Raw genomic sequence first — 14,115 nt, 5'->3', positions numbered from 1 at the left:
AATCATTGCTTCGGCCAACGTCGGGGCGCCTGCTGAACAGGAGGCGGGGGAGAAGCACCAAACCATGCGATCACCACGCCAGCTACCGTGACACACAAGATACCCAACACCAGATGAACAGTGAGCACGTCACCCCGAAACACGACACCCAGAATCGTGCCCAACACCGGCTCAATCGCAAACAACGTACCGACGATCTGCGCGGACGTAACCCGAGCAGCCAACGTGTCCGCCGTATACGGGATGACGACGCCAACGAAGCCCGCCAACGTCAACAGCATCCAGCTATGCGCATCGAGCTTGACCGCATCACGAACTGAGAACGGCAATGTGAGCAGGGCCGCAATGGCTATGGAGATAGCAAGCTCGCCCATCCCGCCCGAAGATTTGCCAACCTTCTCCGCAAAGATCGTATACAGCGCGCAAAACGCTGCGCCACACAATGCGAAAGCCACGCCCAAGGGATCCAATCCAGACGAAGGCCCCGCAATCAGCGCCACCCCGGCGAATGCGACTAGCGCCCACAGCCGAATCCACCACTGGCGAATGCCGAAAAACGTCACGCAGCAGGGGCCCAAGAAATCAATGGTAATCGCAGCGCCAAGCGGGATACGGGCGATAGCTGCGTACAAAAACTGGTTCATGAGCGCGATCGACGCGCCGAAAATGAAGGCCTGCTTCCATTGCACTTTCGACATCTCGCGCAGATTCGGGCGGAAGAGCACCAGAAGAATAATGGCGCCAAGTAGGAAGCGCAGCGTGGAAACACTGACAGTACTTGCGACAACGAAGAGGGATGCCGCGAGCACCGCGGAAACCTGATTACCCAGCGAACCAATAAAGATTAGCCCGATTGGGCGAACCAAGGTACGAGTCGCGCGCGCTGCCATGAACCTTACTTTAACTGCCTGAGCGGACCCGCTTCAGTGCGGAGACCACACCTACAACCAACAGGCCAACAACGAGACCTGCCGACAGGGAAATGCCTGTCTCCACGAACCAACCGAGGACGCCGTTATGCACGGCGTTTACGGCTCGCTCAATGACCTCGTGGATAACGTGCAGGCCAAACACCTCGTCGAGGCCGCGGAGGATGAGATGCCCGCCGACCCACAACATTGCCACGGTGCCGATCACGCCAATCGCAGAGAGCACGGCGGGCATGGATTTCACCATTGCACGTCCCAGCCCAGCTGCACGATCGCGTTGGATCATCGCACGACCGATGTCGTCGACTTTTACCAGCAGCGCCACTGCGCCGTAGACCGCGAGCGTGATAAAAATACCCACGGCGATCAGTACAGCTGCTTCTATCCAAATTGTCTGATCGGCCACCTCGTCGAGGGCGATGATCATGATTTCCGCACTCAGGATGAGGTCTGTTCTTATCGCGCTTTTCACTAGCGCGTCTTCGTCCTGAGCAGACCGGTGTAGGGCCGCTTCTTCGTCAGCCTCGGTATCACTGGTCAACTTATGCACGATCTTCTCGGCGCCCTCGAAACATAAATACGCACCACCGATCATCAAAATCGGCACCAGTGCCCATGGGGCAAACGCGTTGAGCAGTAGCGCAATCGGCAAGATGATGAGCAGCTTGTTGCGCAAGGACCCTTTCGTGATTTTCCAAATCATCGGGAGTTCTCGCGCCGGGGTCACGCCGGAAACGTATTGCGGAGTGACAGCGGCGTCATCAATGACAACGCCTGCGGCTTTTGCTGACGTTTTCGCCGTAAGGGAAGCCACATCGTCCGCAGATGAAGCTGCGGTCCTAGCGATGAGGGCGACGTCGTCAAAGAGGGCGAGTAGGCCTCCGGCCATGTGTGTTCCCCTTCCTAGGAAGCATGGTGATGTGCGGTCGATAGTTTACATGGTGAACCCTCCTGGCTGAATGCCCGCAGGGCTCGATGAGCTGTGAAAAAGCTGACGGAAAGTCCCCCCAAAAGTGTAAAACCGTGTCAGAAACCTGAATTATTTACCAATGTCTCAATCTTATGTGGTGGAATAGAAGGCACTAATTCAAGTGTGATGTAGTCCACTTGGGTGAATGCAATTGAAGCTAGCTAACAACAATCTGAAGGAGGCGCTGTGCGGACAGTAAAGGCAGCAGCGATCTTGGCGGTAGGAACCCTCACACTCGGATTGGCTGCGTGTGGTGGATCCGGTAACGATGAGGCCGCGAGCGGTCAGGGTGAATCGACCGGCGGTGACAACTATGTTCTGGTAAATGGCTCCGAGCCACAGAACCCGCTCATCCCAGGAAACACGAACGAGAACGGTGGCGGGCGCATCGTTGATGAGATCTTCTCGGGCCTTGTCTACTACGACACCGAGGGTAAGATCCATAACGACCTTGCGGAGTCCATCGACCTCGAGGGCGATACCCTCTACAAGGTCACCCTGAAGGACGGCATCAAGTGGCAGGACGGCACGCCGGTCACGGCGAACGACTTCGTTGATGCATGGAACTATGTTGTTGCGAACTCGCTGCTCGGCGAGAGCTTCTTCGAGTCCATCAAGGGCTACGATCCAGAAGGTGTGCCAACCCTCGAGGGCCTGAACGTCGTCGACGACAAGACCTTTACTATCGAGCTGGCTCAGCCAGAGGCAGACTTCCCAACCCGTCTTGGCTACTCCGCGTTCTTCCCGATGCACCCATCTGCATTCGAAGACATTGATGCATACGGTGAGAAACCAATCTCCAACGGCCCTTACAAGCTGGCGGAGTGGAACCACAATCAGGACGCAACCATCGTCCCGAACGAAGAGTACGCAGGTGACAAGAAGCCGCAGAATGATGGTGTGACCTACGTCTTCTACGCACAGCAGGACGCGGCCTACGCCGATCTGCTCGCGGGCAACCTGGACGTCCTGGACGCTATTCCGGATTCTGCATTCGCGAGCTACGAAACCGAGTTGGGCGACCGTGCGGTCAATCAGCCGTCGGCAATCTTCCAGTCCTTCACCATTCCGGAGAACCTTGAGCACTTCAACGGTGAGGAAGGTCAGCTGCGTCGTCAGGCACTGTCGATGGCGATCGACCGTGACGAAATCACGAAGACGATCTTCCAAGGCACCCGCACCCCGGCAACCGACTTCACTTCGCCAGTCATCCCTGGCCACTCGGATTCCCTGAACGGGGCAGAGGTACTTGAGTACAACCCAGAGGAAGCGAAGCGTCTGTGGGCTGAGGCGGACAAGATCAAGCCGTTTACCGGCGAGTTCTCCCTGTCCTACAACGCTGACGGCGGCCACCAGGCATGGGTCGACGCTGTTGCGAACTCTATCCGCAACACCCTTGGCATCGACGCAGTCGGTAACGCATACCCGGACTTCAAGTCTCTACGTGACGACGTCACGAACAGGACCATCAAGGGCGCTTTCCGCACAGGCTGGCAGGCGGACTACCCATCGCTGGGTAACTTCCTGAGCCCGCTGTACGCCTCCAACGGTGGCTCCAATGATGGTGACTACGCAAACCCAGAGGTTGACAAGCTGCTGAAGGAAGCAGCTGCTGCGGGCGACGTCGAAGCTGCAACGCCGATTTACAACAAGGCGCAGGAGCAGCTTCTGAAGGATCTGCCGGCAATTCCGCTGTGGTACGCGAACGTCAACGGCGGTTCCTCGGAAAACGTTGAGAATGTGGCGTTCAACTGGAAGTCCGTTCCGGTCTACACGCAAATCACCAAGAAGTAAGATATTCCCTACGCTCTAACCCATCCCCACCCCGCCTGCGTATAAGCATGCGGGGTGTTGGGTTTAGGTGCGTCCACAAGCTCATTTTTACTACGAAGAATAAGGAGAGCCTGCAACTATGTTGCGATATATCGGGCGACGGCTCCTTCAGATGATTCCCGTGTTCTTTGGGGCCACCTTGTTGCTTTACGCACTGGTGTTTCTCATGCCCGGTGATCCTGTCCAGGCCCTCGGCGGCGACCGTGGCCTTACCGAAGCTGCGCGAGCACGCATCGAAGCCGAATACAACCTCGACAAACCTTTCATCGTCCAGTACCTGCTCTACCTGAAAGGGATCATGGTCGGTGACTTCGGAAAGACGTTCTCCGGGCAACCAGTTGCTTCGGTGATGGCAAACGCATTCCCGGTCACCATCAAACTTGGCCTGATGGCGCTAGCATTCGAAGCGTTCTTCGGCATCCTCTTCGGTTTCTTCGCAGGAATTCGCCGTGGCGGTATTTTTGACTCCACCGTGTTGGTTGTATCGCTGTTTGTTATCGCAGTGCCGTCCTTCGTGATTGGCTTTGTCCTCCAGTACCTTGTGGGCGTTCGGTGGGGTCTACTACCGGTGACGGTGGGCAGAAACGAGTCCTTCATAGCCTTGTTGATGCCGGCTGTCGTTCTGGGTGCATTGTCGTGTGCTTACGTTATTCGACTCACGAGGCAGTCGATCAGTGACAACCTTCGTGCCGACTACGTCCGCACCGCCCGCGCAAAAGGCCTGTCAAAGGGGGCAGTGATGTCCCGCCACGTCTTGCGAAACTCCCTCATCCCGGTTGTGACATTCTTAGGCGCCGACCTCGGCGCGCTCATGGGCGGAGCGATTGTGACAGAGGGAATCTTCGGTATTAACGGCGTCGGTGGCACGATTTACCAGGCCATTATTAAAGGTGAACCTGCAACAGTTGTTTCCTTCACCACCGTGCTGGTGATTATCTACATCGTTGCCAACCTGGTTGTTGACCTGTTGTACGCAGTACTTGACCCAAGGATCCGCTATGCATAACCCTCAAGACCTCACAGCTGTTGCCCGCGCTGGGCAGGAGTACTTCATTGCGGAAACAGACGAAACTGGCCTCGGTGCAGTCGACGCGGTACAGGATGAGTCTGCCCCCACGAGTCAGTGGGGCGAAGCATGGCGTGCCCTGCGTCGACGCCCACTGTTTTGGGTGTCCGCCCTCCTGATCCTGTTCGCGATCCTGCTCGCGCTTGTCCCAGGACTGTTCACGAGCGTCGATCCACGCGAGTGCATGCTGTCCCGCTCACTCGGCGCCCCTGAGCCTGGCCACCCATTTGGGTTCGACCGTCAAGGCTGCGACATTTACGCCCGTACCATTTATGGTGCTCGCGCTTCGGTCACGGTCGGTGTGCTTACTACGATCGTCGTAACGATCTTGGGCTCCCTGATCGGCGCGATTGCAGGTTTCTACGGGGGGATTTGGGACACGCTGCTGTCCCGCCTGACGGATATCTTCTTTGCTGTGCCGCTCGTGCTGGCAGCGATCGTCGTGATGTCCATGTTCCAGAATCAGCGGTCTATATGGATGGTGGTTTTCGCACTGTCCATGTTCGGTTGGACGCAGATCGCGCGTATCTCGCGGGGTGCTGTGATGGGCGTGAAAAATGACGAGTTTGTGACCGCGGCCCGCGCATTGGGCGCGAGCGACGTACGGATTATCTTCTCTCACATCCTGCCGAACGCGGCAGCGCCAATCATTGTGTATGCCACTGTGGCGCTGGGCACGTTTATCGTCGCGGAGGCAACGCTGTCCTTCCTCGGTATCGGTTTGCCAACGACAGTCGTGTCGTGGGGCGGCGATATTTCGGCCGCGCAGGCATCCTTGAGGACCCAGCCCATGGTGCTGTTCTACCCTGCAATCGCTTTGGCACTGACGGTGCTGAGCTTCATCATGATGGGTGACGCTGTGCGCGACGCCCTTGACCCTAAATCGAGGAAACGATGAGCGAGTTACGAGATCAGCCGCTACTCGAGATAGCGGACCTGAAAGTTACATTTGAGTCCACTACCGGCGTGGTCGAAGCCGTCCGCGACTTTGATCTGACGGTGTATCCTGGCCAGTCGATTGCTATCGTCGGTGAGTCTGGGTCGGGCAAGTCCACTGCGGCGATGTCGATTCTGGGACTGCTGCCTGGGACAGGCAAGGTCACCAACGGCTCCATCAAGCTCAACGGCGAAGAGCTCACCGAGCTAGATGAGAAGGGGTGGCAAAAGGTCCGGGGTAACAAGATTGGTCTTGTACCCCAGGACCCGATGAGCAACCTGAACCCTGTGTGGCGTATCGGTACCCAGGTGGAAGAGTCCCTTCGCGCAAACCATGTGGTGGAGGGGTCGGAGCGCCACGCGCGGGTCGTCCAGTTGCTCGAGGAAGCCGGTCTTCCTGAGGCTGCACGAAGAGCGAAACAATACCCGCACGAGTTTTCTGGTGGTATGCGCCAGCGTGCGCTCATCGCAATCGGACTCGCGGCTCGTCCTGAGCTGCTGATCGCAGACGAGCCGACGTCTGCGTTGGACGTGACGGTGCAGAAGAAGATTCTTGATCACCTGGAGACGCTGACAGAAGAACTCGGCACGGCGCTGCTGTTCATTACGCACGACTTGGGGCTCGCCGCTGAGCGTGCAGATCACCTGCTGGTGATGCACCGCGGGCGGATCGTTGAGAAGGGGCCGAGCCTGCAGATTCTGCGCAACCCTCAGCACCCGTACACGAAGCGACTTGTTACTGCAGCTCCCTCCCTTGCCTCCGCGCGTATTCAGAGCGCGAAAGCAAAGGGGATTGAGTCAAGCGAGGAACTCGCCTCCGGCCGCCACGACTCTGAAGAAGTCGTGCTGAGTGTGCAGCATCTGGTGAAAGAGTTCGACGTTCGCGGTCAAAAAGGTAAGCAGAAGGTGCTGCGAGCTGTCGACGACGTCACGTTCGACGTTCGACGCGGCACGACGCTAGCGCTCGTCGGTGAGTCTGGCTCCGGTAAATCCACTGTTGCGAATATGGCACTGCGCCTGCTGGAGCCGACGAGTGGCCGAGTCTTGTTTGAAGGGCAAGACATCGCAGAGCTCAAGGGGCGCCAGCTGTTTGATATGCGTCGCAAGATGCAGGTGGTGTTCCAGAACCCGTACGGTTCGCTCGACCCGATGTACTCAATTTATCGATGCATCGAAGAGCCATTGACGCTGCATAAGGTCGGCAATCGCAAGGAACGCGAGGCACGAGTGGCGGAGTTGCTCGACTTAGTACAGATGCCACGATCGGCGATGCGTCGATACCCGAATGAGTTGTCCGGCGGGCAGAGGCAGCGCATTGCAATTGCTCGAGCAATGGCGCTGGACCCGGAGGTCATCGTTCTCGATGAAGCGGTATCGGCGCTGGATGTACTTGTACAAAACCAGATTCTCCAGCTGCTGACTCATCTTCAGGAAGAAATGCGGCTTTCGTACTTGTTCATCACGCACGACCTCGCGGTGGTTCGCCAGACGGCGGACGACATTGTTGTGATGCGGCAAGGCAAGGCCGTCGAGCAGGGGCGAGCTGATGACATCTTCGATAATCCTCAGGATCCGTACACTCAAAACCTGATTAATTCGGTACCTGGGCTCAACATCGAGTTGGGGGTTGGAGAGTAGGCCCTACCTGCTCATTTCTCCCTCAACGCTACGCCATAACCGCGCGCTGAAATACTGCGATTGTGGCGTAGCGTTGAGGGAATGTACAGTTTTGTCACAACTTCATACACGGGTGTTTTCGCTGGAGGGAGAAGCGAAGACTGAGATGCAAAAGCGAACCGTTGAACCTGATCCGGATAATGCCGGCGTTTAGGAAGGAAAGTAGGCGTATGAATACGCGTGGAAGCCATTCGTGGCGTGTCATTGATATCGTTACCGCTGCCGTTTTGGGGGTGGCATGTGGACTCATTTTTTGGATGTGGAACAGCGTTGGGTACGCGGGATTTAAAGCGTTCGACGCACTCACCCCAGGACTAGGTGGCCTCTTTACCGGTGTTTGGTTTCTGGGCGGAACGCTGGGGGGCTTAGTGATTCGCAAGCCTGGCGCCGCGGTCTTCGTAGAGGTAATTGCGGCGTCGGTGTCTGCTGTCATCGGAAGCCAGTGGGGAATTGAGACGCTCTATTCGGGGATTGCACAGGGTCTTGGCGCAGAAATTGTTTTCTTGATCTTCGCGTACCGTAAGTTTTCGGCGACGGTTGCAGTCCTTGCCGGTATGGGCAGCGCAGTTGGTGCGTTTGTGCTTGAGCTGTTCTTGTCCGCGAACTTTGCAATGGGTCTGGCGTTCAACGTGATCTACCTCACCTGCATGCTGGTTTCGGGAGCGCTGTTGGCAGGTTTGGTTGCAAAACTCCTCGTTGATGCGTTGGCGAAGACTGGTGCGCTTGACCGCTTTGGTGCAGGACGCGAGCGCTTCCAGCAGGAGGTGTAGCTCCGGTGGCCATGGGGGACCAGGTCATCCAGGCGCAAGGCCTGGGCTATAAGCATGCGACGCGCCCGAACCCTGCGTTTACGGGAGTGGACTTGTCGGTCTCCCGTGGGGAGCGAGTTCTGCTCACTGGCGACTCGGGGGCGGGTAAATCAACGTTGCTCGCAGTGCTTGCGGGGCTGGCAGCACACGGTGAGGACGGGCAAATCTTCGGCACGGTCAAGGTGAACGGTACGGTCGGCATGGTGTTGCAGGACCCAGAGGCCCAGACCATCTTGACCCGTGTCGGGGATGACGTTGCGTTCGGCGCGGAAAATATGGGGATTTCTCCTGAGGAGATTTGGCCGCGTGTGCACGAGGCGCTCGATGCAGTGGGGCTGCATGTGCCGTTGGACCACAACACTGCGCACCTTTCCGGCGGGCAGAAACAGCGACTGACGCTGGCAGGGGTGTTGGCGATGGGCGCGGACATTATTTTGTTGGATGAGCCAACCGCGAACCTTGATCCCGAAGGGCGCGACGATGTGGTGCGTGCGGTCGACGCCGTGTGCCGCCGTACAGGGGCGACCTTGATCGTGGTGGAACACAGACCTGCACATTGGGTTGATTTCGTGGACACCTTCTATCACCTCACTGCTGAGGGGCTGCAGCCTAGCGGCCCCGACCAACTGCCGATGCCGCCGCAGTTGCCGCCCGCGCTGGAAGTGCCAGCGAACGCAGACTGTGCGCTGCGTACACACGACCTTCAGGTGGCGTTCGGTTCTCCGCGTAACATCGTGGTGCCCGAGGGATATTCAACTGTGATTACAGGTAAAAACGGTGTTGGGAAAACGACGCTCGTTCAGGCGCTTGCCGGACTCGTTGCGCCGTTGAGTGGCGCTATCGAGTACTCTCCTCGTATTCGAAACGGTTTGACTGCGTCGTCGCACCGGTGGAAGTCGAGGGACTTAGCGCAGCGGATTGGCTATGTGTTCCAGGAGCCAGAGCACCAGTTTGTGACGGCAAACGTGCGCGAGGAGGTTGCCTTGTCGGGCGCCCCGAAACATCGCGTCGATGAGTTGCTGCAGCGTCTGCGGCTTGATCATGTGGCGTCGGCTAATCCTTTTACGCTTTCTGGTGGTGAGAAGCGGCGACTGTCGGTTGCGACCGCGTTGGTGAACGCTCCTGAGCTTCTCATTCTTGATGAGCCTACGTTTGGGCAAGACGATCGAACCTTTGTCGAGATTGTTTCGTTGATTCGTGAGTTGGCCAATGCGGGGAAGACAATTATGTCTATTACTCACGATGAGGCGTTCGTTGGTTCGTTGGGCGACCACATGGAGGAGCTGCGCAACGACGACGATCCCGTAGATGGGGTGAGCGTATGAACCTGCTGAGCGGGATTAACCCCGTAACCCGTATTCTCGGGCTGGCTCTGCTGACCACCCCGCTCATGGTGACAATCGATTGGGTTTCCGCAGTCGTGGCCATTGTGTTTACGCTGGCCGTCGTGCCGCTGTGTGGCATTTCGTTTGGAACCTTTTTCAAACGAGCACTGCCGATTCTTTTTATTGCACCGCTTGCGGGTATCCCGATGGCGCTGTACGGCCAATCCGGGGGAGTTACCTACCTGGAGTGGGGACTTATCCACGTGACGGAACTTTCCGTTTCGCTTGCGCTGTCCATGGTGCTTCGCGTGTTCGCGATCGCGCTGCCAGTAATTGTGTTGTCGGCTCATGTGGATCCGACTGATCTCGGTGATGGGCTTTCGCAGGTGCTGAAGTTGCCGGAGCGCTTTGTCTTGGGGTCCGTGGCTGCGTTTCGTATGTTGACGCTGCTTCGTGAGGACGTTGAGGCGATGCGAATGGCGCGTCGCGCCCGTGGTATTGCGGATACGGGCCGTGTGAAGTACTGGTTTTCGTTGGCGTTCGGCTTATTGGTGATGTCTCTGCGCAGGGCAGGCAAGCTGGCGACGGCGATGGAGGCTCGCGCATTCGGCGGCCCGCAAAAGCGTACGTGGGCTCGAGAGTCGCGGCTTAGCAGACGAGATTGGGTTGTCATGGTTGTATGCATCGCTGTTGCGTGCGTCGGGCTGGGGCTTTCGGTTGCCACTGGGTACTTCCGGCCAGTGTGGAGCGTCTCGTAGCTCATGGCTTACACACTGCTTATCGACGGCCTCTCCGGTGCAGGTAAAACCACACTGGCTGAGCAAATCGGTGCTGCGCTCGACATTCCGGTGGTGCATTGCGATGAGTTCTATCCTGGTTGGAATGGTCTTGGGGAAGGTGCAAGGATCGTGGCACGTGACGTGCTCGCACTGCGGGAACCAGGGTATTGGCGGTGGGACTGGGAACATGACTGTCGCGGGGAGTGGGTCAGTCTTGACCCAACCTCGGACCTGATCGTCGAGGGTGTTGGGTCTGTCACTGAGGGGTCGATGGCGGCGGCGAAGACGCGCGGCTGTGTAAACACACTGTGGGTGGATGCGGCGGAGTCGTTGCGCCGTTCGCGGGCGTTGGTTCGTGACCCGGGCTATGCACAGTTTTGGGAAATGTGGGCAGCCCAGGAACATGAACTACGTATGCGTCGGGGTGCGGTGTATTTTGATGCGGTTATCGAACGTCGCTAGTCAACTGGAGCGAGCGTAACGTTCTTTGCCCAGGTCAGGTCGATGTCGAGGGTGCTTAACCATCGCATTGCGTTGTCTCCGTGCCTGGTAATTCCCTCGACAGCGTTGAGGGTGACTTCCATCGCGCGCTCGGCTTCTTCGGCGGTGATGAGCCCGACGGAGGTTGCCGCGGCGAGCTCGTCGATGTCGAGGACTTCGATGGGACGGCCGGTCACCGAAACAAGGTCGACGTAGAGGTCGCGGGTCTGCCAGATGCCGTCGTGTTCGGTGATGTCTGCGACGTCGAAGTAGAAGTCTTGTCGGACGTCGACGCCCTCGCGGAAATGGAAGATGTTTGCGCGAAGACCGACTGAAGGTAGCAGCCAGCTTTCCAAGTATCCGAACCTCGGGTGGTTTGCGCCGCGGGCCATGTAAAGGCCGAAATCGGTTGTCGTGAATACATCCACGTCGCGCAGGAATCCCTTGGGGTCAGTGTTGATCTTCGACGAAGTGTCGAAGGTTTCCTGCTTCACTGGATGAAGATCGACGGTCATACGGCGCTTACCTCACGTTGAACTGTGCTGCGGTTGGGGCGAAGTGACAAACGTTGTTGTTGGTGCGTGCAGCACCGTCTATCACTGCGAGGACGTTGCCCGCTCCTGTTTTCGCGGTTGCGGACAGGGTGGTTGGTCCTGTTGGGTTTATCTGATTATTCGCGAGTGGTGTTACACCAGTCTTGCCTGTGTTGAGGTTGATCCAGTACGCGTTCATGAGGCCTTGACGCTGCGCTGCAGGTGGGGTGCCCAGGGCAGTAAATACGAAGGTGGCTTCTCCGGGCTTAGCCCCGGGGGCAGGTGACGTTGCAGGGCCCGGTACGACGAGTGCGGAGGCCGTGGAATGCAACCCTGGTCCGATACAGTTGCTGGACACTGTCGGCCAGTAGAACTGTGTAAACGCGGGGGCATCGTTCGGTAGTGGTGGACCGCCAAGTTCTCCTTTGCCAGCAAAGAAGTTCACGGCGGTGCGTAGGGCGTTTGCCACCTGGGTGGGGACGAAGGGTTGGTCTGCGAACTGGTTGACCCGAGCAACGGTGTCGCTTGTTGGGCGTCCGAGGCCGTCGACCGCGGAGGAGAGCGATGACGGGATGTTGGGCTGCTGCGCATTCGCGAGCGGCGCGGCGACTAGCGTGCACGCAGTGCAGAGTGCGGTAAGGTGTCTCGCGGCGCGACGCGTGAAGTTGGAGGGGTGCACGGAGTGACCTAACTTTCCTTCGCATGACAAGTGGGGTGGCCGTCGAAAAGCCATAACTCTAGTCACAATAGTCACTTTTGTCACGAGGTCAAGTAGAGGGACGTGCTCCAAGGTGCATGTTTACTGCTTTGCGAGTAGCATTTAACCGTTATTTCCACCTATGCGAAGGAGCACCGGTTTCAGTGTCGCATCCTGAATTTCGAAACGTAGCGATTGTCGCTCACGTTGACCACGGCAAGACTACATTGGTCAACGCAATGCTGGAGCAGTCCGGCGTATTCTCTGACCACGGCGAACACGGTGACCGCGTGATGGATTCCGGCGAGCTCGAGTCCGAGCGCGGCATCACCATTTTGGCGAAGAACACCGCTATCCGCCGCAAAGGTAAGGGTAAGGACGGCACTGATCTGGTTATTAACGTGATCGATACGCCGGGGCACGCTGATTTCGGTGGTGAGGTCGAGCGTGGCCTCTCCATGGTCGATGGTGTTGTCCTGCTTATTGACGCCTCCGAGGGCCCACTACCGCAAACCCGGTTCGTGCTGGGTAAGGCGTTGGAAGCGAAGAAGCCGGTCATCATCTGCGTGAACAAGACTGACCGTCCGGACGCCCGCATTGATGAGGTTGTCGAAGAGGCGCAGGATCTGCTGCTGGAGCTCGGCGCAAGTCTTGAAGATCCGGAGGCGGCTGAAGCTGCGGAGAACTTGCTTGAGCTGCCAGTGCTCTACACGTCGGGTCGTGCTGGTCGGGCATCGCTCGAGAACCCGGGCAATGGCAGCCTGCCTGACAACGATGACCTGCTTCCGCTGTTCAATGTCATCTACGACGTGCTTCCGGAGCCTTCCGCTGAGATTGACGCGCCGCTGCAGGCACAGGTCACGAACCTTGACTCGTCGTCGTTCCTAGGGCGTATCGCGTTGATTCGCGTGTACAAAGGCACCGTGAAGAAGGGGGACACGGTCGCGTGGGTGCACTACGATTCCGAGGGTGAACAGCACGTCAAGAACGTGAAGATCGCCGAGCTGCTGGTCACTGAGGGGCTTGACCGCGTGCCAGCGAAGGACGGCGTAGTTGCGGGTGATATCGCGGCAGTATCGGGCATCGACGAGATCATGATTGGTGACACGCTGTGCGACGTCAACCATATCGAGCCGCTCGAGCGCATCAAGATTGACGACCCAGCGATTTCGATGACCATTGGCGTGAACACGTCGCCGATGGCAGGCCGCAACGGCGGTGACAAGCTGACTGCTCGCATGGTCAAGGCGCGTCTGGACCAGGAGCTCATCGGTAACGTTTCCATTAAGGTTTTGCCGACCGAACGCCCGGATGCTTGGGAAGTGCAGGGACGCGGCGAGATGGCCCTGACCGTGCTGATTGAGACGATGCGTCGTGAAGGCTTTGAACTGACGGTCGGTAAGCCACAGGTTGTGACCAAGGAAATCGACGGCAAGGTGTACGAGCCGTACGACCACATGGTTATCGACGTCCCATCCGAGCACCAGGGTGCTGTTACCCAGCTGATGGCGGCGCGCAAAGGACAGATGACGGCGATGGGCAATACGGGCTCGGGTGACTGGGTCCGCATGGAGTTCGACGTCCCAGCTCGTGGCTTGATCGGGTTCCGCACGACGTTCCTTACCGAGACCCGCGGCGCCGGCATTGCGAACTCCTACTCGATCGAGCACCGTCCGTGGGCAGGTGAGATCAAGGGACGTCCTACAGGTTCGCTAGTTGCTGACCGTTCGGGCCAGGTCACCGCCTATGCACTGACGCAGCTCGCCGACCGTGGTGACTTCTTCGTCGAGCCTGGCGCAGAGACCTACGAGGGCATGGTCGTTGGTGCGAACAACCGTGATGAGGATATGGACATCAACATCACGAAGGAAAAGAAGCTGACGAACATGCGCTCTGCTACCGCCGACGCAACCGTCACCCTGGCGAAGGCCCGTACGCTGTCGCTTGATGAGGCAATTGAGTTTTGTGACGAGGACGAGTGCGTCGAGGTTGCTCCGGAAGCGATGCGTGTCCGCAAGATCATCCTCGACTCCACGGAGCGTGGCCGTGCCCGTTCCCGCGCAAAGCAGCGCAATAAGTAG

At 58.1% G+C, this 14,115-nt stretch carries 13 protein-coding genes and 1 riboswitch; of the genes, 9 read left to right on the top strand and 4 right to left on the bottom strand.

The window, feature by feature from the left end; translation table 11 throughout:
* Nucleotides 1-2: 2 nt before the first annotated feature.
* Nucleotides 3-890, bottom strand: a complete 888-nt coding sequence (locus BJP07_RS07855) for a DMT family transporter (RefSeq protein ID WP_071566936.1) — start codon at nt 888-890, stop codon at nt 3-5.
* Between the two features lie 10 nt (nt 891-900).
* Complete coding sequence (locus BJP07_RS07850; RefSeq protein ID WP_071566935.1) at nt 901-1,818, bottom strand: DUF808 domain-containing protein; 918 nt, start codon at nt 1,816-1,818, stop codon at nt 901-903.
* Nucleotides 1,819-2,085: 267 nt separating this feature from the next.
* Between BJP07_RS07850 and BJP07_RS07845 the strand changes: the two genes are divergently transcribed.
* From BJP07_RS07845 to BJP07_RS07810, 8 genes are all read left to right on the top strand, one after another.
* Nucleotides 2,086-3,693: an ABC transporter substrate-binding protein gene (locus tag BJP07_RS07845; RefSeq protein WP_071566934.1), complete on the top strand. Its 1,608-nt coding sequence runs from the start codon at nt 2,086-2,088 to the stop codon at nt 3,691-3,693.
* Between the two features lie 118 nt (nt 3,694-3,811).
* Nucleotides 3,812-4,738, top strand: coding sequence for an ABC transporter permease (locus tag BJP07_RS07840; RefSeq protein ID WP_071566933.1), 927 nt, complete (start codon nt 3,812-3,814; stop codon nt 4,736-4,738).
* A complete protein-coding gene (locus BJP07_RS07835) occupies nt 4,731-5,696 on the top strand; it encodes an ABC transporter permease (protein WP_071566932.1) in 966 nt (321 codons plus the stop codon). The genes BJP07_RS07840 and BJP07_RS07835 overlap by 8 nt, the downstream gene beginning before the upstream one ends.
* Nucleotides 5,693-7,372: an ABC transporter ATP-binding protein gene (locus tag BJP07_RS07830; RefSeq protein WP_071566931.1), complete on the top strand. Its 1,680-nt coding sequence runs from the start codon at nt 5,693-5,695 to the stop codon at nt 7,370-7,372. Before BJP07_RS07835 ends, BJP07_RS07830 begins: the two co-directional genes overlap by 4 nt.
* 98 nt (nt 7,373-7,470) lie before the next feature.
* A riboswitch (TPP riboswitch) is annotated at nt 7,471-7,586 on the top strand.
* Nucleotides 7,582-8,181, top strand: coding sequence for an ECF transporter S component (locus BJP07_RS07825; protein ID WP_071566930.1), 600 nt, complete (start codon nt 7,582-7,584; stop codon nt 8,179-8,181). (Overlaps the previous riboswitch by 5 nt.)
* 11 nt (nt 8,182-8,192) lie before the next feature.
* Entirely contained in the window at nt 8,193-9,545 is a 1,353-nt protein-coding gene (locus tag BJP07_RS07820) for an ABC transporter ATP-binding protein (protein ID WP_071566929.1), read from the top strand.
* The gene (locus tag BJP07_RS07815) at nt 9,542-10,303 is read left to right on the top strand and encodes an energy-coupling factor transporter transmembrane protein EcfT (RefSeq protein ID WP_071566928.1); all 762 of its coding nucleotides are present in this window, start codon (nt 9,542-9,544) and stop codon (nt 10,301-10,303) included. Before BJP07_RS07820 ends, BJP07_RS07815 begins: the two co-directional genes overlap by 4 nt.
* A gap of 3 nt (nt 10,304-10,306) precedes the next feature.
* Nucleotides 10,307-10,786, top strand: coding sequence for a hypothetical protein (locus BJP07_RS07810; protein WP_071566927.1), 480 nt, complete (start codon nt 10,307-10,309; stop codon nt 10,784-10,786).
* Here the strand turns inward: BJP07_RS07810 and BJP07_RS07805 are convergent.
* Both BJP07_RS07805 and BJP07_RS07800 read right to left on the bottom strand, forming a co-directional pair.
* Nucleotides 10,783-11,319, bottom strand: coding sequence for a DUF402 domain-containing protein (locus BJP07_RS07805; protein ID WP_071566926.1), 537 nt, complete (start codon nt 11,317-11,319; stop codon nt 10,783-10,785). The two genes, BJP07_RS07810 and BJP07_RS07805, sit on opposite strands and share 4 nt — an antisense overlap.
* 7 nt (nt 11,320-11,326) lie before the next feature.
* Complete coding sequence (locus BJP07_RS07800) at nt 11,327-12,016, bottom strand: hypothetical protein (protein WP_071566925.1); 690 nt, start codon at nt 12,014-12,016, stop codon at nt 11,327-11,329.
* Between the two features lie 182 nt (nt 12,017-12,198).
* Here BJP07_RS07800 and typA point away from each other — a divergent pair, with 182 nt between their 5' ends.
* A complete protein-coding gene (gene typA, locus BJP07_RS07795; protein WP_071566924.1) occupies nt 12,199-14,115 on the top strand; it encodes a translational GTPase TypA in 1,917 nt (638 codons plus the stop codon).

The sequence above is a fragment of the Corynebacterium sp. NML130628 genome (assembly GCF_001875665.1).
GTDB lineage: Bacteria > Actinomycetota > Actinomycetes > Mycobacteriales > Mycobacteriaceae > Corynebacterium.
The sequence above is the reverse complement of the archived record's forward strand: the minus strand, read 5'-3'. Positions and strand labels throughout refer to the sequence as shown.

Excerpts from the sequence above, each read along its gene's own strand:
- BJP07_RS07855 (WP_071566936.1), bottom strand. The coding sequence starts at position 890 with ATGGCAGCGCGCGCGACTCGTACCTTGGTTCGCCCAATCGGGCTAATC.
- BJP07_RS07850 (WP_071566935.1), bottom strand. The coding sequence starts at position 1,818 with ATGGCCGGAGGCCTACTCGCCCTCTTTGACGACGTCGCCCTCATCGCT.
- BJP07_RS07840 (WP_071566933.1), top strand. The coding sequence starts at position 3,812 with ATGTTGCGATATATCGGGCGACGGCTCCTTCAGATGATTCCCGTGTTC.
- BJP07_RS07835 (WP_071566932.1), top strand. The coding sequence starts at position 4,731 with ATGCATAACCCTCAAGACCTCACAGCTGTTGCCCGCGCTGGGCAGGAG.
- BJP07_RS07830 (WP_071566931.1), top strand. The coding sequence starts at position 5,693 with ATGAGCGAGTTACGAGATCAGCCGCTACTCGAGATAGCGGACCTGAAA.
- BJP07_RS07825 (WP_071566930.1), top strand. The coding sequence starts at position 7,582 with ATGAATACGCGTGGAAGCCATTCGTGGCGTGTCATTGATATCGTTACC.
- BJP07_RS07820 (WP_071566929.1), top strand. The coding sequence starts at position 8,193 with ATGGGGGACCAGGTCATCCAGGCGCAAGGCCTGGGCTATAAGCATGCG.
- BJP07_RS07815 (WP_071566928.1), top strand. The coding sequence starts at position 9,542 with ATGAACCTGCTGAGCGGGATTAACCCCGTAACCCGTATTCTCGGGCTG.
- BJP07_RS07810 (WP_071566927.1), top strand. The coding sequence starts at position 10,307 with ATGGCTTACACACTGCTTATCGACGGCCTCTCCGGTGCAGGTAAAACC.
- BJP07_RS07805 (WP_071566926.1), bottom strand. The coding sequence starts at position 11,319 with ATGACCGTCGATCTTCATCCAGTGAAGCAGGAAACCTTCGACACTTCG.